The organism is Diaphorobacter sp. J5-51 (assembly GCF_001023515.1).
GTDB lineage: Bacteria > Pseudomonadota > Gammaproteobacteria > Burkholderiales > Burkholderiaceae_C > Diaphorobacter > Diaphorobacter nitroreducens.
Genome location: NZ_JSYI01000024.1, coordinates 42,605 through 60,640, shown reverse-complemented (window position 1 = coordinate 60,640; position 18,036 = coordinate 42,605). Strand labels below are relative to the sequence as shown.

14 protein-coding genes, 1 tRNA gene and 1 pseudogene are annotated in these 18,036 nt (G+C 66.1%); 6 read left to right on the top strand and 10 right to left on the bottom strand.

Annotated features, from left to right (window positions below; translation table 11 throughout):
• Positions 1–13: 13 nt before the first annotated feature.
• On the top strand, positions 14–1,018 hold the full coding sequence (locus tag OX89_RS03320) for a GGDEF domain-containing protein (protein ID WP_047349549.1): 1,005 nt from the start codon (positions 14–16) through the stop codon (positions 1,016–1,018).
• 147 nt (positions 1,019–1,165) lie between these two features.
• Here the strand turns inward: OX89_RS03320 and alaS are convergent, their stop codons facing one another.
• Positions 1,166–3,790, bottom strand: coding sequence for an alanine--tRNA ligase (gene alaS / locus OX89_RS03315; protein WP_047349548.1), 2,625 nt, complete (start codon positions 3,788–3,790; stop codon positions 1,166–1,168).
• A gap of 144 nt (positions 3,791–3,934) precedes the next feature.
• On the opposite strand from alaS, the gene OX89_RS03310 reads away from it, so the two are divergent.
• From OX89_RS03310 to OX89_RS03300, 3 genes are all read left to right on the top strand, one after another.
• Complete coding sequence (locus tag OX89_RS03310) at positions 3,935–5,425, top strand: NAD-dependent succinate-semialdehyde dehydrogenase (RefSeq protein WP_047349547.1); 1,491 nt, start codon at positions 3,935–3,937, stop codon at positions 5,423–5,425.
• A gap of 168 nt (positions 5,426–5,593) precedes the next feature.
• A tRNA-Gly gene (locus tag OX89_RS03305) sits at positions 5,594–5,667 on the top strand.
• Positions 5,668–5,905: 238 nt separating this feature from the next.
• A complete protein-coding gene (locus tag OX89_RS03300; RefSeq protein ID WP_047349546.1) occupies positions 5,906–7,759 on the top strand; it encodes an integrase arm-type DNA-binding domain-containing protein in 1,854 nt (617 codons plus the stop codon).
• 47 nt (positions 7,760–7,806) lie between these two features.
• Here OX89_RS03300 and OX89_RS03295 read toward each other — a convergent pair whose 3' ends face one another.
• The gene (locus OX89_RS03295; RefSeq protein WP_031640195.1) at positions 7,807–8,433 is read right to left on the bottom strand and encodes a LysR substrate-binding domain-containing protein; all 627 of its coding nucleotides are present in this window, start codon (positions 8,431–8,433) and stop codon (positions 7,807–7,809) included.
• A 106-nt stretch (positions 8,434–8,539) separates the two neighbouring features.
• On the opposite strand from OX89_RS03295, the gene OX89_RS03290 reads away from it, so the two are divergent.
• Positions 8,540–8,839, top strand: coding sequence for a helix-turn-helix domain-containing protein (locus OX89_RS03290; protein WP_003282197.1), 300 nt, complete (start codon positions 8,540–8,542; stop codon positions 8,837–8,839).
• Between the two features lie 26 nt (positions 8,840–8,865).
• On the opposite strand, the gene mobH is transcribed toward OX89_RS03290, so the two are convergent.
• From mobH to OX89_RS03275, 3 genes are all read right to left on the bottom strand, one after another.
• Entirely contained in the window at positions 8,866–10,716 is a 1,851-nt protein-coding gene (gene mobH, locus OX89_RS03285) for a MobH family relaxase (protein WP_047349545.1), read from the bottom strand.
• A gap of 202 nt (positions 10,717–10,918) precedes the next feature.
• Entirely contained in the window at positions 10,919–11,839 is a 921-nt protein-coding gene (locus OX89_RS03280) for a nucleotidyl transferase AbiEii/AbiGii toxin family protein (RefSeq protein WP_021248620.1), read from the bottom strand.
• A complete protein-coding gene (locus tag OX89_RS03275) occupies positions 11,832–12,590 on the bottom strand; it encodes a type IV toxin-antitoxin system AbiEi family antitoxin domain-containing protein (protein WP_047349544.1) in 759 nt (252 codons plus the stop codon). The genes OX89_RS03280 and OX89_RS03275 overlap by 8 nt, the downstream gene beginning before the upstream one ends.
• 223 nt (positions 12,591–12,813) lie before the next feature.
• On the opposite strand from OX89_RS03275, the gene OX89_RS03270 reads away from it, so the two are divergent.
• Positions 12,814–13,185 (top strand): DUF3742 family protein, encoded by a 372-nt coding sequence (locus OX89_RS03270; RefSeq protein WP_008906272.1) that lies wholly within the window; start codon positions 12,814–12,816, stop codon positions 13,183–13,185.
• A gap of 7 nt (positions 13,186–13,192) precedes the next feature.
• On the opposite strand, the gene OX89_RS03265 is transcribed toward OX89_RS03270, so the two are convergent.
• From OX89_RS03265 to OX89_RS03250, 5 genes and pseudogenes are all read right to left on the bottom strand, one after another.
• The gene (locus OX89_RS03265) at positions 13,193–14,716 is read right to left on the bottom strand and encodes a conjugal transfer protein TraG N-terminal domain-containing protein (protein WP_023115033.1); all 1,524 of its coding nucleotides are present in this window, start codon (positions 14,714–14,716) and stop codon (positions 13,193–13,195) included.
• A gap of 76 nt (positions 14,717–14,792) precedes the next feature.
• Positions 14,793–15,071, bottom strand: a pseudogene (locus OX89_RS17940) (hypothetical protein); the annotation flags it as partial.
• Positions 15,068–16,474: an integrating conjugative element protein gene (locus OX89_RS03260; RefSeq protein ID WP_047349543.1), complete on the bottom strand. Its 1,407-nt coding sequence runs from the start codon at positions 16,472–16,474 to the stop codon at positions 15,068–15,070. The gene OX89_RS03260 and the pseudogene OX89_RS17940, both read right to left, overlap by 4 nt.
• 10 nt (positions 16,475–16,484) lie before the next feature.
• Positions 16,485–17,429, bottom strand: coding sequence for a TIGR03756 family integrating conjugative element protein (locus tag OX89_RS03255; protein ID WP_012584729.1), 945 nt, complete (start codon positions 17,427–17,429; stop codon positions 16,485–16,487).
• Positions 17,426–17,863, bottom strand: coding sequence for a TIGR03757 family integrating conjugative element protein (locus OX89_RS03250; RefSeq protein WP_047349542.1), 438 nt, complete (start codon positions 17,861–17,863; stop codon positions 17,426–17,428). The genes OX89_RS03255 and OX89_RS03250 overlap by 4 nt, the downstream gene beginning before the upstream one ends.
• Positions 17,864–18,036 lie beyond the last annotated feature (173 nt).

The following is an 18,036-nucleotide window of genomic DNA, read 5'->3' as shown; positions in this document are numbered from 1 at the left end:
TTCCCGTTTCCCGATGAAGCCCATCCTCCAGAACCTGGCCGAAATGACCGCCCACCGGGACCACTTGCGCCTGGAGGTCTCGGTGCTGTCCACGCTGCTCAAGCTGGGCCATATCGTGCAGGTGCGGGCGCTGGAGCTGTTCACGCAGGACGAAGTCCTGATGCTGCGCCCGCGCAGCTGGAGCCACGAAGGGCAGTTAGTCTCCAGTGAGTACGACGCTGCTTCAGATCCCCAGCGCATTCCGCTGGCGCAAGAGCCTGAACTGGCCCACTGCATCGCCACCCAGGGCGAGAGCGCCGCGCGTGCCTCCGAGCAGCGCCACACGCTCTGGCTGCCCATGTGGCTGGGCGGGCGCCCCACGGCGTGCCTGGAAATCACCCAGTCCCGCCGCTTCACGCGGCACCAGCGCGACGTGATCATGGGCGTGTTTCTGGTCTACCAAAACTACCAGAGCCTGCTGGATTACAGCGAGCGGGACGCGCTCACCGGGCTGCTGAACCGCAAGACCTTCGAGGAGCAGTTCTCACGACAGACCGGCGCACCCGCCAGCCCAGGCGAGGGCGAAGACACCGTGCGCCAATGGCTGGCGGTGATCGACATCGACCATTTCAAGTCGGTCAATGACCGCTTTGGACACCTCTATGGCGATGAGGTGCTGATCCTGGTGGCCAACCGCCTGCGCACCCTGTTCCAGAGCCAGGACAGCATCTTCCGCTTCGGCGGAGAGGAGTTCGTGGTGCTGCTGCGTTCCCTCACGCTGGCGCAGGCGCGCCAGGCGCTGGAGCGGTTGCGCGCGGCCGTGCAGACGCATGTGTTCCCGCAGATCGGACACATCACCGTGAGCATCGGCTTCGCGGCCACGCAACAGGGCTCGCCGGTGGAGATCCTGGGGCGCGCGGACCAGGCGCTCTACTATGCCAAGGAACATGGACGCAACCAGGTCTGCTTCTATGAAGATCTGGTCAACAGTGGCGCCTTGCAGATCAAGGTGGCGCACGACGAAGTGGAGCTGTTCTAGCCCATTTGCCGGCAGACGGTGCTGCGCCTGCCGTCTTTTGCCTAGCCCCGTGGGTCAGGTGTAACCGCGGCGCAGGCCACCACCGCCCACGCGGGTGCAACATGTCCGCAATTGCGCCCGGCCCCCGTCTGGGGGCCCAGGCCGCCGTCAGATGCGCTCGCCCACCCAGCCCTGCACGGCTGCCAGCGCCTGCGGCAGCGCCGCCGCGTTGGTGCCGCCGGCCATGGCCATGTCGGGTTTTCCGCCCCCTTTGCCACCCACTTGGGCCGCCACGAAGTTCACCAGATCCCCGGCCTTGACACGGCCGATGCTGTCGGCCGTCACGCCAGCCGCCAGCTGCACCTTGTCGCCATCGACGGCCGCCAGCACGATGGCCGCCGTCTTGAGCTTGTCCTTGAGCTTGTCCATGGTCTCGCGCAGGGTCTTGGCGTCCGCGCCTTCCAGCCGGGCCGCCAGCACCTTGATGCCCTTGACGTCCACGGCCTGGCCGGCCAGCTCGTCGCCCTGGCTGGAAGCCAGCTTGCCCTTGAGTGCAGCCAGTTCCTTCTCGAGCGTCTTGATCTGGTCGAGCGCACCGCCAATGCGGGCGGTCAGCTCCGCGGGGGGCGCCTTCAGGGCGGCTGCAGCCTGGTCCACCGTGGACTCCAGCGACTGCAGGTAGGCCAGCGCGTTCTCGCCGGTCACCGCCTCGATGCGGCGCACGCCCGCGGCCACGCCGCCCTCAGCCACCACCTTGAACAGGCCGATGTCGCCCGTGCGGCGCACGTGCGTGCCGCCGCACAGCTCGCGGCTGGTGCCGATGTCCAGCACACGCACGGTCTCGCCGTACTTCTCGCCGAACAGCATCATGGCGCCCGTTTTCTGCGCGCTTTCGATGTCCATCAGGCGCGCGTTGGTGTCGGTATTGGCCAGCACCTCGGCATTCACCAGGCGTTCGATCTCGCGAATCTGCGCGGCCGTCAGCGGCGCGTTGTGCGCGAAGTCAAAGCGCGTGCGCTCGGCGTTCACCAGGCTGCCCTTTTGCTGCACATGGTCGCCCAGCACCTCGCGCAGCGCCTTGTGCATGAGGTGGGTGACCGAGTGGTTGCGCATGGTGGCCGCGCGCAGTTGCAGGTCCACCTGCGCCTGCACCGTGTCGCCCACATTCAGCGTGCCGGCTTCCAGGATGCCGTGGTGGCCGTAGACGTCGGCCTTGATTTTCTGCGTGTCGGCCACGGTGAAGCACGCCGAGCCAGCGCCGATGGTGCCTTGGTCGCCCACCTGGCCGCCGCTTTCGGCATAGAACGGCGTGCGGTCCAGCACCACCACGCCGCTCTGGCCCGCGTGCAGGGCTGCGGTGCTGGTGCCGTCCACGTACAGCGCGACGATCTTGGCACTTTCGGCCAGTTGCTCGTAACCCGTGAACTGGTTGGCCGCGCCGGTGTATTCCAGCGCGCGGTCCATCTTGAACTTGCCTGCGGCGCGGGCAGTGCTCTTCTGGTGTTCCATGGCGGTGGCAAAGCCCGCTTCGTCCACGTTGACGCCCCGTTCGCGGCACACGTCATTCGTCAGGTCCAGCGGGAAGCCATAGGTGTCGTGCAGCTTGAACGCCACGTCGCCCGGCAGCGTCTTGGCGCCGCCAGCCAAAGCGCTGTCCAGAATCTCCATGCCGTGCGCCAGGGTCTCGAAGAAGCGTTCCTCTTCCACCCGCAGCACATCCGTGATGCGCGCCTGTTGCTCGCGGATCTTGGGGTAGGCATCGCCCATCTGCTGCACCAGGTCTTGCACCAGCTTGTGGAAGAACGGCGTCTTGCGACCCAGCTTGTAGCCGTGGCGAATGGCGCGGCGCACGATGCGGCGCTGCACGTAGCCGCGGCCCTCGTTGCTGGGGATGACACCGTCGGCGACCAGGAAGGCGGTGGCGCGGATGTGGTCGGCGATGACCTTGAGCGACGGGTTGGTCAGGTCGCTTGTGCCTGTTTCGCGCGCCGCGGCCTTGATCAGCGCGTCGAACAAGTCGATCTCGTAGTTGCTGTGCACGTGCTGCAGGATGGCGGCCAGGCGCTCCAGGCCCATGCCGGTGTCCACGCAGGGTGCGGGCAGCGGCTTGACGTTGCCTTGCTCGTCCATGTCGAACTGCATGAACACGTTGTTCCAGATTTCGATGAAGCGGTCGCCGTCCTCATCCGGGCTGCCGGGGGGGCCGCCGGCAATGTGCTCGCCGTGGTCGTAGAAGATCTCCGAGCACGGGCCGCAGGGGCCGGTGTCGGCCATCATCCAGAAGTTGTCGCTCTTGTAGCGGCCGCCCTTGTTGTCACCGATGCGGATCACCCGCTCGGGCGGCAGGCCGATTTCTTTGGTCCAGATGTCGTAGGCCTCGTCGTCCTCGGCGTAGACCGTGGCCAGCAAGCGCTCGGGAGGCAGCTTGTAGACCTCGGTCAGCAGCTCCCAGGCCCACTTGAGCGACTCGCGCTTGAAGTAGTCGCCAAAGCTCCAGTTGCCCAGCATCTCGAAGAACGTGTGGTGGCGCGCGGTGTAGCCCACGTTCTCCAGGTCGTTGTGCTTGCCGCCGGCGCGCAGGCAGGTCTGCACCGATGTGGCGCGCACATAGGGGCGCTTGTCCGTACCCAGGAACACATCCTTGAACTGCACCATGCCCGAGTTGGTGAACATCAGCGTGGGGTCGTTGCCCGGCACCAGCGGACTGGACGCCACCACGGTATGCCCCTTGGCGGCGAAGAAGTCCAGGAAGGTCTTGCGAATGTCTGCAACGGAGAAAGTCGGTGTGCTCATGGTGTGTATGGGGTTCGTGGGCGGGTATGGCAGCGCAAGGCATCCCGTCGTGACCAACCTGCCATTATAGATTTCACCCTTGCGCACGCACGGCGCTATCCTGCCCCTTTGCCTTGCCCGCCGCGGCCTTCCAGGAGCCACCCCATGGACATGAAGACATCACCCCTTTCCCTGCTCAAGGATCCGAGCCTGCTCAAGACCGACGCCCTGCTGGGAGGCCAGTGGTTCGCAGGCGGCGCACGCTTTGCCGTGCACGACCCGGCCACGGGCCTGAAGTTGGCCGATGTGGCCAACCTGGGGGCCAAGGAAGCCGAGCTGGCCATCGCCGCCGCCAACGAAGCATGGCCCGCATGGAAGGCCAAGACCGCCAAGGAGCGCAGCACCATCCTGCGCCAGTGGTTTGACCTGCTCATGCAGCACCAGGACGACCTGGGCCGGCTCATGACGGCGGAGCAAGGCAAGCCACTGCCCGAGGCCAAGGGCGAGGTGGCCTATGGCGCAAGCTTCGTCGAGTGGTTTGCCGAGGAGGCCAAGCGCGTGAACGGCGAGACCCTGCCGCAGTTCGACAACAACCGCCGCCTTTTGGTGCTCAAGCAGCCCATCGGCGTGTGCGCGGCGATCACACCGTGGAACTTCCCCTTGGCGATGATCACGCGCAAGGTGGCGCCGGCGCTCGCGGCGGGCTGTCCGGTGGTCATCAAGCCGGCCGAGCTCACCCCCCTCACCGCCCTCGCCGCGGCCGAGCTGGCGTTGCGCGCGGGCATTCCCGCAGGCGTGCTGAGCGTGCTGACGGCCGATGCGGAGAACTCCATCGCCATCGGCAAGGTGCTGTGCGCAAGCGACGTCGTGCGCCACCTGTCGTTCACCGGCTCGACGGAGGTCGGGCGCATCCTCATGGCCCAGTGCGCGCCCACGGTGAAGAAGCTGAGCCTGGAGCTGGGCGGCAATGCGCCGTTCATCGTGTTCGACGATGCCGACCTCGACTCCGCCGTGGAAGGCGCCTTTGCCAGCAAATACCGCAATGCCGGGCAGACCTGCGTGTGCACCAACCGCTTCTACGTGCAGGCGGGGGTGTACGACGCCTTCGTCGCCAAGTTTGCCGCTCGCGTAAAAACCGCGAAGGTCGGCAATGGCTTCGAGGACGGCGTGAACCAGGGCCCGCTGATCGAACCCGCCGCGGTGGACAAGGTACAGCGCCACCTGGACGACGCCATCGCCAAGGGCGCCAGCGTCGTGACGGGCGGAAAGCACCTGGCGGAACTGGGCGCGGGCCAGTTCTTTGAGCCCACGGTGCTGGCCAACGCCACCGCTGGAATGCTGTGCGCGCGCGAGGAAACCTTCGGCCCGCTGGCGCCGGTCTTCAGGTTCGAGACCGAGCAGGAAGCCATCGCTGCCGCCAACGCCACCGAGTTCGGCCTGGCCAGCTACTTCTACAGCCGCGACGTGGGCCGCATCTTCCGAGTGGGCGAGGCGCTGGAATATGGCATGGTGGGTGTGAACGTCGGCATTCTCGCGACCGAGCATGTGCCCTTCGGCGGCGTCAAGCAGTCGGGCCTGGGGCGCGAGGGCTCCCACTACGGCATGGACGACTATGTGGAGATCAAATACCTCTGCGTGGGCGATATCCAGAAGTAGAGAGCACTTTTGCTTCTTTTTTCGTAGCTGCCAGCGCTTGCTCCTATTGCCCGATGGCCAGAAATGTCCACGAACCTATGCACCGGCAGGACAGGCTGGTCGTCGGCCGGCGCAGAACGCACGGTTGCCCGGAAAGCACGCGGCAGTGCGCTAGAATCCACCGACTTCGCGGGCGTCGTTCAATGGTAGGACCTGAGCTTCCCAAGCTCAAGACGTGGGTTCGATTCCCATCGCCCGCTCCACTGCATCATTCTGCGGACTTCCGCAGAAGTCCAAGAGAGTCTGCAAGTCGTTGCCGCACAAGGACTTTTCCTCTCTTTGACGTTCTGCCGTGGTCCACTGCGATCCGCCTACAGCCGGGACTTTTAAGTCCACAAACAAGTCCATTTTTGCGGGCGCAGCTGATTCCGGATTGTTGATGGAGGGGCGAGGTCGACGTGACCAGCATCTGGTTCCTGACTCATGTTCAGGAGCAAGAGCATGGCACTCTCAGACCTGGCCGTTCGACAGGCCAAGGCAACAGGCAAGGCATACACCCTCCCTGACTTGGATGGCCTCTCCCTGGCCGTCACGGCTGCAGGGGGCAGGACTTGGCACTTCCGCTACTACTGGGCGGGCAAGCAGAAGCGGATGTCGCTCGGCACCTACCCGGAGGTGACGCTTCGCGAGGCCCGCAGCCTACGCGACGAAGCGCGCGCCCTGCTAGCCAAAGGCACCAATCCTCGCGTTCACCGCAAGCAGAAGCGCACTGCTGTCCGGCTCGCCGACGAAAACACCTTCGAGGCGGTGTATCGCAAGTGGCTCAAGCATCGCGGGCTCAGCCTCAAGGAAGGCCGGCAGACGACCCTCTCGATACTTCCGCGCATCTTCGACAAGGATGTGCTGCCCGCCTTGGGCAAGCGGTCGGTCTATGAGATCAAGCGTCCCGACCTCTTGGAGGTGATCGCCAAGATCGAGAAGCGCAAGGCGCTCTCCGTCGCCGAGAAAGTCAGGACGTGGTTCAACCAACTGTTCCGCTACGCGCTGGTGATCGTGCCGGGCCTGGAACAGAACCCCGCCTCCGATCTCGATGTGGTGGCGCTGCCACTGCCACCCGTCAATCACAACCCGTTCCTGCGCATGGCCGAGCTGCCGAAGCTGTTGCAGCGGCTACGCAGCTATCGCGGCAGGCGGCAGACCCAGCTCGGGCTGCGGCTATTGCTGCTGACCGGCGTGCGAACCGGAGAGCTGCGACAGGCGACGCCGGATCAATTCGATCTGGACCGTGGGCTGTGGATCATCCCGCCCGACGTCGTGAAGCAACTCCAGTTGGATATGCGCAAGAAGCGGCAGCAGGCGAAGGACATCCCGCCCTACATCGTGCCGCTGTCGATTCAGGCCATGGAGATCGTCCGGCACCTGCTGGATGAGTTCAAGCCGGCCCAGCGCCACCTGTTCCGGCACGACAGCGACTTGAAGAAGCGCATCAGCGAGAACACCCTCAATGGTGCCCTCAAGCGCATGGGCTATCAGGAACGCCTGACTGGGCACGGCATCCGCGGCACGATGTCCACTGCGCTCAACGAGATCGGCTACCCGAAGGTCTGGGTGGATGCACAGCTCTCGCATGTCGATCCCAACAAGGTCAGCGCGACCTACAACCATGCCGAGTACGTGGAGCAGCGTCGCCGCATGATGCAGGACTGGGCCGATCGGCTCGACCTCTTCGAGCAGAACCAGGTCGAGGCGGCCAGCATGCCACTCACCGTGCATCTGGAAGGCGTGCCCGCATTCCCGAGTGAGCAAACCGCAAATGCACCCTCCACGCCGGTTAGCGCTTCGCCAATCCTGCTGGTGACGAAGCCGGGTGACGCCATGCCGTTGGTTTCTGCCGCCGCACATCGGCTGCCGGCGGTTCCGATCCCTCGATCAGCCGCGCCGCTGGTGCCTTCGGACATTCAGCGCGAGAGGATGGAACTGTTCGATGTCTTCGAAGCGCCGCACAACCTTCCCGTCGCGGCGTTTGCCAAGATGGCGGGCAAGTCCCGCAGGTGGATCAGCTACGAGATCAAGGCGGGCAACTTGCTGGCGTTGAACGTAGGCAACCGCGGCCAGCGCGTGCCGGACTGGCACCTCGACCCACTCAAGCACGAGCTGATCCAGTCCGTCCTGAAGCTGACCAGGGGTGCGGACCCCTGGCAGATCTACCATGCACTGCTGCAACCGCGCTCGATGCTGCGGGGGCGTTCGGCACTGGAGGGCGTGACGGCCGGCAACCTCGACAAGCTCGTCATGGCAGTGAGCACAGCCGTGAAGGAGAGCGAATGGACCCCGCCGCGAGTCGGGGTCGCCTAGCAGCAGGAATGCGGGATCGTGGCGAAACCGCGATCCCCGCGCGTCCGTCAGGACACCAAGCGCGCGCGGCGGGCGAATCTTGCCTGGGTGTCCGACAAGGAAGCCTCGCGACGGAGCAGGTAAGCCATCACGATCGTTGGTGCGCCGGCCAGCGGCCGCATGGCGATGCCTCGGCGTAGGTAGCTCGCCAGTCTCGCGGCGGGCGCAATGGTGATCCCGTACCCGGCGGCAACCAGCGTCATCACCACATCGAATGTCTCCACCGTTTGCTCCCGCTCCTGCAGCGCGTTCTCGAACACGCGCTGCACGGTCATGCGCCATGGTTCATCGGCCGTGGACTGCGAGCAGATCAACGGCTGCTTGAGCACTTCCTGGCACGGCACTTCACGGTAGGCCAGCAGGTGGGAGCGCTTGGCCACGGCGACCGCCAGCGTGTCATGCCACAGCGGCTCGCATACCCAGCCAGGCCACTGCCGGGCAACCGCAGACAAGGCGAAGTCGAAGCCGTCGCCCGGCAGCTCCGCGCCTCGACCGGGATCTGTCCAGCCGGCCAGGACGGCATGAGTCTCCGGCTCTTCGGCACGCTGCAGGGCGAGCACGTCGGCGAGCTGGGGAGGCACCCATTCGCCGAGGACGGCCATGCGAATTTCGGCGGTGATGTCACTCGATTCCACGTCCAGCTCCCCCCAGGCGGTGAACTCGTGGCAACTGATCTCGAATCCGTTGAATGAGTTAAGTTTAACGTGGTTTAAATCGTGACCGTGTTCGACGCTCTTGGCAATGCCAAAGCGTTCGATCCAAAGGGGCCGCCCCACCGGCACCACTACCTACGAAGCGGAACCAGCCATCGCGTTTGGGGCTGCCGTGCGGGAAGAAAGAACCAACCAGGGTATCGCTCAGGAAACGCTGGCCCACATGGCCGGCATCGAACGGTCGCACATGGGCAAGATCGAGCGCGGCGAGCATGTCCCCACGCTCCCTCTCATCCTCAAGATCGCCCGTGCGCTGAAATGCAGTTCCGCCCACTTGATGACTCTGACCGAAGCCAAGCTGGCAGAGTCGGCCCCATCCGCGGATTGAAGCCGGCCCGCACAGCGGTCGCATGCCTACGCCTGATCGTCGTCCTTGCCCCCAAGGGCTGAATCATCGCGCTTTGCGGCCTCGTTGAGGAGCCGCAGGTATGGGTTGTCTGGCGGCGTCTCCTGGAACAGCGCATCCGGGCTGACGAGCAGGTAGCCGTGCAGCCGGCGCGACTTGCGCGGCCCCGTGACTTCGCAGGTCCAGATGTTCAGCCCGCTCGGCTGCTTGCGGTGCTGTCCCATCTTCTCGAAGCGCTTCTGTACCCACTGCCACCCCTCCAGCTTCTCCTGCTTGGCCAGCGCGGCGACTTGAAGGTACTCCTGCGCGTAGCGCTGGAACACGCCGGGGCTGACGAGGTAGGTCGTACCGGCGACGGTATGCACCAGGGCCTTGGCGTCGTTGATGATGAGCTTGCGCGTCTGGATGCTCTGGCGCAGCCAGGCCATGAAGTGCGCCCCGGAGGGCTCCGCGCGATCCTGGGAAGGCGCGAGGCTCATTCCTGGCGTGGGCACGGTCGAAGGGGCCGGCTCGGCCTCGGCAACAGGGCAAGTCGGGGTCTCCGATGCTGTGGGTGGAGCGGTGTCGCCCAGCAGATCGAGCAGCGCGGCCACGCCGGTGTCTGTGGCTATGGATGCGATCGGCGCCGTGCTCGCGGGTGCAGCTTCGGTGCCTTCCACGCGCGGCCCATCGGCCACCGCCGGCGCTAGCGGCGGCGGCTCCGCCTGTTCCTCTTCGACCTGCACACGGCCTGCGAACGGCGCCAGCCGGTCGGCGGCATCCCAGATCATGGCCGGCGAGAGTTTCAGGAAGGTGAAGGCATGCGACCAGCCGGCGTCGCTGGTGACGGTAGCCTTCCAGATCGCCTTGCCATCCGGCGTCGGTTGCACGATGCCGTGATCCTGCAGCACGTTGAACACCGCCGTATTGCTCGCCGGGATGCCGTCGATGCCCTGCGACAGCAGATGTGCGCGCAGCTTGTCGGAGACGGTCTTGCTCACCAGCCACAGAGCGTCTTGGGTCAGCCAACCGTCCGCCGGACCGGCTTGGTTCAACTTGAATTCTTCCTTGAGCAGGTAGCGCAAGCCGTCGAGCAATTTGCGTTGCAGCGCATGCTTGGGCGCCGCCAGCGCCTTGCTGGGATCGCCGCCGAGTTCCTGGGCGACCGATGCCTGGTCGGCCTGCACGACCAGTTCGCCGAGCGTGCCAGCGTGCTCGTACTGGCCGGCCAGCACGTACAGCAGCGCGGCCCAGAGGTCGGGATAGCCGCTGAGCCAGTCGAAGATGTCCCGATCGAGAAGGCGCGCGTAGAGCAGCCCGGTGGCGGCGCTGTGCAGGCGGTACTCGCGCTCCTTTCGGTAACGGAAGCGGTAGGGCTTTCGCAGCGGGCCGTGCCAGGGATGCCAGACGCTGCCGTCGGCATGTTCGACGTGCAGATCGACGGCAATCTTGCCGATGTCGTGCAGCAGGGCCGCGTAGGCCGTGCCTGCGGTCCAGGCTTCGGCCTGGGCCGCCTGTGCCTCCGGCGTGACGCCCGCAGGCAGCAGGTATGACTGCCGCAGCTTCAGCGCATAGACGACGATCTCCAGGCCGTGGTCCAGCATGCCGCCCGGATAGGCGTGGTGGTGGTTCTCGGAAGCCGGGAACTGCTGGACCAGCTCGGCGTAGCGCTCCAGCGGGGCGAGGTAGAGCGTGGCGAACTGCCGGCGCGAGAGCGATGTGCGCTGCCAGATGTGTTCCAGCAGTTTCTGCCGGCGCGGCGTGGCCAGCAGCGATGCGGCCGACTCCGGCCGCATCGACCCTTTCGGAGTTTCGATGGCGGAGGTGGGCGGCGTGCCGGCGGTGGGTGGCACCCTTTTGCGCTGGAACAGCGAGAGCATGGCGAACCCCGGATGACGGGCTGCTCGGGGCGCCTTTTGGCCTTTTCAGGATAGAGCCTTTCCCCTTGGCGCCCTTCCTTTGCCCCTTCCCAGCCCTTTGGCCTTTATCGGAAGCCTTTGGGTATAGGGCCGCTGCTGCGCGGGCGCCACGATGAATGCGGCATGGGGCAATCCCGGCAAGTGGGGCGCTGCGGGACGCTCGTCAGCTCTGGCCCAAGCCGGTGTCGAGGGCGGCGGATTGCGCTGCGAAGTCGTCGGGACGGCGCTTGCGGAAGGTTTCGAGATTGGCGAGCTTCCAGCGCAGTGCCGGCAGTTGCGCGGCGTGCTGGCACCGCACCAGCGACCAGTCCGGTTCTGCGCGCGCCAGCCCGCTCAGAAACTGCTTGTGCGCGGTGCTCAGTCGCTGTGGCAGCTCGCGCCGCATCCTGGCGCGAGCATCGAGCAGTGTCTCCAGGGAGCAGTCCACTTCGGTCATGCCGACAAAGGCCCGCTCGTACTCGCCGGCGATGTCCTTGTCGTTGCCGAACAGCACTTCGTGGGGCGGCCGGTTGTGGCCCGCCAGATAGATCACGAAGCACTCGACCATGCCGTCGCTGATGTCGCCCGATTCGTAGAGCTGCCACACGTCGAACAGGTCGCGGGGGTGCTGCCGATCCAGCGCGGCCACCAGCTTGCTGGCGTACAGCTCGTCCGGTGCCAGAACCGGCAGCTCGAACTCGACGCCGAACAGATCGCTGGTCTTGGCGCTCAGCGGCCGCCGCTCGACGGGCAGCACGCTGCCTCGGAACACGACGTTGACCTCGATCTTCACCTGGCTGGCATCGTTCTCGACGATCAGCTTGGTGTCCCCCAGGTCCTTGGCGCGAACCAGGCGTGTCTGCACGCCCAGCGGTGCAAGGCGCGCGGCGATGGCGGCCAGCTCCTGGTTGATGGCTTGCAGCGCTTCGTCGCGCGGCGTCTGCCACGGGAGGTATACCACGTCGATGTCCACCGACAGGCGCGGCATGTCCCGCACGAAGAGGTTGATGGCCGTGCCGCCCTTCATGGCGAAGATGTCGTTGGCGAACACGTCGGGCGCGACGGCCAGCAGCAGGCGAACGGTGTCCGCGTAGGTCTTATCCATGAGGTCTCAGGCTCAGCAAGGTGCCGTCATCGAGCCGGCTCATCCAGCGCGTGTTGCTGCCGGTGCGAACCGGGTACTGCTCCAGCAGGGCACCGACATCCACGAGGCTGATCTCGCGCGCCCAGGTGAGGAACAGGCGCACGGCCTTCACGCTGGCGCAGCAGGACAGCAGTTGTCCGAGCAAGTCCTTGCGGGGGGAACGCAGTCCATCGAAGATGTTGCGAGCCTCTTCGAGGCTCTGCTTGACGCCGGCTTCGTACAGCAGCTCCAGAACGGCACGCTCGGAGGCAGCCACCCGCAGATCCTCGGGCAGGCCAGGCGGCGTGGTCAGGGTCTTGCTGGCCAGCGCCGTGTCCGGCCAGTCGAACAGGCGGGCGTGGACGTAGCGGGCCGGAAAGCGCGAGGTGAACCAGGCCGGCAACACGAAACGACCGTCGCCCCACAGCACCAGCGCCTCCCGGCTGCCCAGGTTGTGCCGCACACCCTGCAGGGCCAGGGCGCTCTTGCCGCCGACGTGCAGGCCGGGCACGCGCTGTTGCAGGAACTTCAGCGCACCGTAGACCCCGAATTCATCGTTCGGGAAGGCATAGACGCCATGGGCCAGGCGCACGAGCCACCCGCCGTCGGCATAGTGGGCGGCGAGCTGGGGCGACACCCCGAACTGGCTCAGGGTGGCAAGGTCGAACGGCGCCCCGCGGGGAAGTCCCGCCTGCAGCCGCTTGATTACCTGGTGCCTAGAATTTCCATCCATGCTATAAAAATAGCACGGAATCCAATCAGCCCCTAGAGCTATCGCAGGAACGTGCATGGAAAGTAGCATAAGGTTTGATTTATAGTGCAGAATCTAATCGACCTGCAACCCGAGCCAACCCAGCTCTGCCGGCCGCAACCCGCCCTCCTGATCGCGGTCTATGCTGGAGGGCAGGCCACGACCGGCCGCTCCGCGAGGTGAGGCACCACTGAAGCCGAGGCATATGAGCATGACCACCAACACGCACAACGGGCGCTGGAGCCACCGGCTGGGCCGGGGGGCTGGCCGTGCCTGGCGTGGATACCTGCGCCGCGAGCAGCGTGTCGCCGGCTGGCTGGTGACGCGCGGGGTGCCCGCGGGCGCGGCGACGGCGGTGCTCTGGATCGTCAAGCTCGCCGTGCTCGGTGCGCTGCTCTACTCCGCGTTCTGGCTGGCCCTGCTGCTTGCCTTTGCGGTGACTGCTGCATGGCTCGTGCAGCACGACGACTCTGATCAAGAGGAACCGCAACCCGAGTGGAGGGAAGGCCCCAACGGCTTCGGGCTTTATGACAAGAGCGACTGGCGCATCGACCCGCATGTGACCGACGACGACTGAACGGCGGTCACTTCTTCGATACGGCGCTCATTGCCATACCAGCGCCACGCCCCCCAGCGCCCTTGGCGTCCGAGGTGGCGGTGGACAACCCCTGCACGATATTTCCCGTGCGAACGCCTGCCCAAGCCAATGCCATGACCCAAAACGTCGGCAGCACGATGAACATCATCGCCATGACGAAGTTGAGCAGCATGTCGCCAAAGGCGTTGTTCAAGCCGATCAGCGGATCGAAGTTCGTGTGCGGCCTGTCGGCGCCAAACCCCCAGCCGTAGAGCGCGTCCAGGATCGTGCTGTCGATCCAGCGCGCGAGCTGGAACCAGAAGTCCACGAAGAACAGCGCGAACTGGACGCAGCTCACCGTCACCACCGTCTTCAGGTCGTAGGTGCCGATCAGCAGCACCAGCGGGATGCAGATGACGAGCGCCATCTTGAGCATCGTCAGCACCATCGGCAGCGCCTGGCGCACCACGTCCATCGCCGGAAAGAAGCCCAGCGAGCCGACGGTCAGCCCCAGGTCGCTCGCGCCGCGCGTGACGATGTTCGGCAGCGTCTTGTCGATCTGGCCGCCGTAATCGGTGTAGACGGCGCCCTGGTTCATCTTCTGCTGCCGCGGTGAGACGACGGCGCGGATCACCGAGTCATTGACCTCGCTCTGCGACAGGAAGCCCACCCAGCGCCCGATGCGGGTCAGCAGGTCCGGGTCGACCTGTGCCAGCAGCCGGCTGCGCAGTCCCTGGCCGCCATCGGCCCACCACTGCCGGCAGGACGGATAGCCGCCGCCGCTGTCCACCTGTGCCAGCCCCGCATCGCGGGTCGCGTCGTAGGGCCAGGCCGTGCGTGGGGTCCTGGCGCGATAGGTGTCATAGAAGCCGGGCGTGTCGAGGAAGTAACTCGACCCGATCCAGGTGACGTCGTTCATCTGCTCGTCGGAGAGCGTCGGCCGGTTCATGAACAGCTTGGCGCGCGACGGCCCGTAGCAGTCGTGCGTGAAGTCGGCGACCTCCTGTGCCAGCACTGGATCGTCGATGCGCGTGGCATCCACATCCATGCGAATCTGACGCAGGTCCGTGCCGCAGGGAATCGCCGCCACCGCGGAGCCCGTCACGGCTTTCGACAGCGCGTGCATGAAGAACCACCACACCGGCACCAGCGCGCTCTGGTCGTTGAGCGCCGTGTAGACGTTGGACCAGCCCGTGTCGTTGGGCAGCGGGACACTGACCTGGCATTGCGCGGAGCGCGTGGTGTCGAACCTGATCGTGGCGAGATCCACCGGGATGAACGGGATGCCGGCGAACATGATGACCACGATCGCCACCCACACCCGGTTCTCGATGCGCATCGACGACAGCACGCCCTTGTTGCCTTCGTCCGCACCTTCGCTGCGGGCCTTGAGCCACTCCTGGATCACGATGGCCACGAACGGCAGCGCGAACACGCCGCTGGCCACGAGAATGCTCCAGATGCCGTTGTTGACCACCCAAGCTACCAGGGTCAGGTAATACTCCAGGTAGTCCGTGGTGTAGAGCGTCATGCCTGCCTCCCGGTCTCAGCCGTGCCGCAGCAGTTGGCTGGCTTCCAGCGCGACCACGGAGATCACGGCCGCGATNGCGCGGATGCGTCTCGCGGGACGGCTCCCGCCGCAACAGGCGCCGACGCATCCACCACCAGCCGTAAGCCGTCGCTCCGTAGAGGCACAGCCGCCACACGAAGAAGTGGCCGGCGTGCGCCTGCAGCCAGTGCTGCCAGCCCTCGACGCCGCCGACCACGTAGATGCCGGCGATGTTCACCGCGACCGCGGCGGCGACCACGAGCAAGGTCCACAGCAGCGCCACACCGACGCGGCGGTTGAACAGCCATGGCAGCCGCAGCCAGGCCAGCCGGCTCATGGCGTACCGCTCCGCGGCCTCTGGACTTCCCGCAGACGGTCGCGCGTGGTGTCGCCCTCGAAGACGCCGCGCGAACCGGCAGCGCGGGTGCTGTGGCGCTGGATGATCGCCATCGCCGAGTTGCCGGCCAGCGTGCGCCGCAGCTCCAGTTCGGTCTTGAGGTTGTTGATCTCCTGCTCCAGCGCGCTGTTCTCCTGGTCTACCGCCTGCACGGCCAGTTCGTTGGCGGCGACGTTCGGCTCCTTCTTGCCAGTGAGCAACGTGCGTTGCAGCAGCAGGGCCTTCTCCAGCACGCTGGACAGCGCCGCCTCCGACGCCAGGCGCTTGCCCAGCACGTCCTGGTCGGGTTCGTCACGCAGGGCCTCGATCACGCCGCGGGTGATCGGCAGCGAGCTGCTGCCGGCCGCGTCGAGATTGGCCAGCGTCGTCGGCCGGGTGCCCGTCACCAGTTCCTGCAGCGCCTGCAGCTTGGTCTCGTACTCTTCCTGGATCATTGGCGTGAGCCCGACGCCAGGCGTGGTCTGGGTCTTCGTGCAGTTTTCGCAGGTGCGCTGCTCACGTTCGCCCAACACGCGGGTCGCCCAGTCCGCGGCCGCCTGGGGCGAGGACCAGGTTTGGCAGGTCAGGCGGTTGCCGCAGGCGTTGCGCGCGATCGACGAGGTATCGGTGGCGCTGCGCCCGTTGAGCAGGTTGTAGCCCGCGCGCGTCACGTCGCCGACCACCTTGATCGAACTCTGACCGGAGCCGCCCGCGTTGCCGCCGCCAACCCATGGCACGCCGTTGTTTCCTTTGTTGGACTCGGCCTGCTCGATGGCGGAGACGGCATCGGTGCTGCTGACCGCATCCCGCAGCGCCATCCCCTCGGCGAGCTGGTCCCAGCCGGCCTGGCCGCCGGCCATATCCGCCATGCGATTGGCGATGGCCCGGCAGGTCATCTTCGAGCGGTCGAAGTCCAGGCGCGCCTGGAGGATGCCGTTGGTCAGCAGGTTGTAGAGCCCCGGGTCGGCGCGCTGGATGATCAGCGCCGGCAGCGAGGCCACGGCGCTGGTGGCGTTCTGGATCACGTTGCTCATGATCGTCTGGAAGCCGTTGGTGATGCCGTTGAGCTGGTTCTGCAGTGTCGTGGTGATACTCATGTCGCCGCAGATCAGGTTGCTGTTCCAGCCGACGCCTACGCCGATGCTCTGCATGTTGCCGGCACCACCCATCGACACGGCCCGGCCGCCGCCGATGCTGTAGAGCACGTCGTCGCCGATCATGCTGCCGCTGACGTTCACGCCATTGGGGTCGATGCGGGTCTGCGCCCAGGCGACGCCGACGACCAGCGTGATGGCCGCCACGAGCAGCGTGGCCCGCAGGGGCGACTTCGCGCGGTGCAGGAAGTCAGGGAGGGAGGCGTTCATCGTGGGTTCCTCACATGAAATCGACGCTGCCGAGGAAGACCTGGCCACGGCGCCGGCAGCAGGAGTACGGCCGCCACAAGGCCCAGGCGTAGTCGCCCTGCTGGGCCTGCACGCGGGTGCGGCTGTGCGGGAAGACCACGCAACTGTTCGAGAGCGTGGGCGTCAGCTCCTGCCACTTGCCCGTCGAGGCGTCGGTCTCCATCAACGCGCCGGCCGGCCAGTACCCGTCGCGGGCGTTGGCCAGCAGTGGCTGGTACACGTGAATCTGGTTGCGGCGCGTCACAATGTCGCCCGCGCGCTGCGCGACCACGGCGCCGCTCTTGTGGTCGTCGGTCTGGTGCAGGAAGCCACCGCGGGGATACACGTTGCCCCAGAGGTTCAGGCCGGTGCGCGTACCGATTTCGCGCCGGCCGGGGATGAGCGCTTCGGGGTAGAGCGCTTCCGGGACGTTGTAGCGCCAAGCCAGCGTGTCGAGCGTGCTCAGCAGATACGGCACGAAGGCCGTGCCCGCGCCTTCGCAGGTGTAGCCGGAGGCCCTGGCGAACTGGCTGAACACCATCCCGGCCGGATGGCCGATGACATCCGCGTTCTTGAACTTGGCGAGGTTGTTCTCGTTGTCGTGATTGGTCGTGCCGTCACCGCCAGCCTTGGCGGTCGGGTTGGGCATGCTCATCGCCCTGACTTCCAGCCACGGGTTTTCGCCGGTGTTCGAGTAACTCGACACCACCGCATCGGGGACATAGTGGCGCACCTTGACGGAAGTGCGCACCGAGCAGCCGAAGGGCGTGCAGTACAGCCAGTAGCAGATTCCGACCACGCGGTATTCGAGGCAGTCGGGGGACAACGCCGACGAGACGATGGTGGCGGTGTCCAGGGCGAACGTCGACGTGGCCGCGCTCAGCAGCAACGAGGCGGCGGTGGCGCGCAGGCGCCGGCGTGCCAGCAGGAGGCTCATGGCTGCGTGCTCCGGTAGGCGTTGATGCGCGCGACGGCACGGGGCACGTCGGACTCGCCGTAGACCACGTAGCGCCGATCGACCACCACGGCGGGAATCTTGGCGATGCCCAGTCCCCAGGCATCCGCGACACCTTGATAGGCGTGGCCGATGCGGCGCTGAAGGGCCTCGCCGCCGCCATGCAACCGCTGCCGCACCACGGCTGCGGCCTGTTGCGGGTCGGCCGGCAGGTGCGCGGCGAGTTCGACCTCGATGCGCGTGGCCTGGTCCAGCTCGATGATCCGCACGCCGGCCGGGGCCTGCACCGGATGACGGCTGTCGGTGACGACGAGCACATCGGCGGCCCAGGCGGAGGGGTCGAGCAGCACAGCCAAGAGTCCGGCCGCAAGCAGGCGCCACTGCGCTACAGATGGGTTGGATATGGGAGCTGGCATGTCGAGCCACCGTGAAAACGATCAGGGTGGGTAGTCGACTCCAGGGGGGCGATGGAAGCGACTGTCAAACCGGAATCGGCACTCTCCGGTTTGATGCGACAACAGCAGCGAGCGTTATGGGCTGCTCAGGATGCAAAAAAACGGGGAAGCTGGAAGCTCCCGTCAAGATCAAT

Excerpts from the sequence above, each read along its gene's own strand:
- OX89_RS03290 (WP_003282197.1), top strand. The coding sequence starts at position 8,540 with ATGCCAAAGCGTTCGATCCAAAGGGGCCGCCCCACCGGCACCACTACC.
- OX89_RS03300 (WP_047349546.1), top strand. The coding sequence starts at position 5,906 with ATGGCACTCTCAGACCTGGCCGTTCGACAGGCCAAGGCAACAGGCAAG.
- OX89_RS03265 (WP_023115033.1), bottom strand. The coding sequence starts at position 14,716 with ATGACGCTCTACACCACGGACTACCTGGAGTATTACCTGACCCTGGTA.
- OX89_RS03270 (WP_008906272.1), top strand. The coding sequence starts at position 12,814 with ATGAGCATGACCACCAACACGCACAACGGGCGCTGGAGCCACCGGCTG.
- OX89_RS03320 (WP_047349549.1), top strand. The coding sequence starts at position 14 with ATGAAGCCCATCCTCCAGAACCTGGCCGAAATGACCGCCCACCGGGAC.
- OX89_RS03275 (WP_047349544.1), bottom strand. The coding sequence starts at position 12,590 with ATGGATGGAAATTCTAGGCACCAGGTAATCAAGCGGCTGCAGGCGGGA.
- mobH (WP_047349545.1), bottom strand. The coding sequence starts at position 10,716 with ATGCTCTCGCTGTTCCAGCGCAAAAGGGTGCCACCCACCGCCGGCACG.
- OX89_RS03255 (WP_012584729.1), bottom strand. The coding sequence starts at position 17,429 with ATGAGCCTCCTGCTGGCACGCCGGCGCCTGCGCGCCACCGCCGCCTCG.
- OX89_RS03250 (WP_047349542.1), bottom strand. The coding sequence starts at position 17,863 with ATGCCAGCTCCCATATCCAACCCATCTGTAGCGCAGTGGCGCCTGCTT.
- alaS (WP_047349548.1), bottom strand. The coding sequence starts at position 3,790 with ATGAGCACACCGACTTTCTCCGTTGCAGACATTCGCAAGACCTTCCTG.
- OX89_RS03310 (WP_047349547.1), top strand. The coding sequence starts at position 3,935 with ATGGACATGAAGACATCACCCCTTTCCCTGCTCAAGGATCCGAGCCTG.
- OX89_RS03280 (WP_021248620.1), bottom strand. The coding sequence starts at position 11,839 with ATGGATAAGACCTACGCGGACACCGTTCGCCTGCTGCTGGCCGTCGCG.
- OX89_RS03260 (WP_047349543.1), bottom strand. The coding sequence starts at position 16,474 with ATGAACGCCTCCCTCCCTGACTTCCTGCACCGCGCGAAGTCGCCCCTG.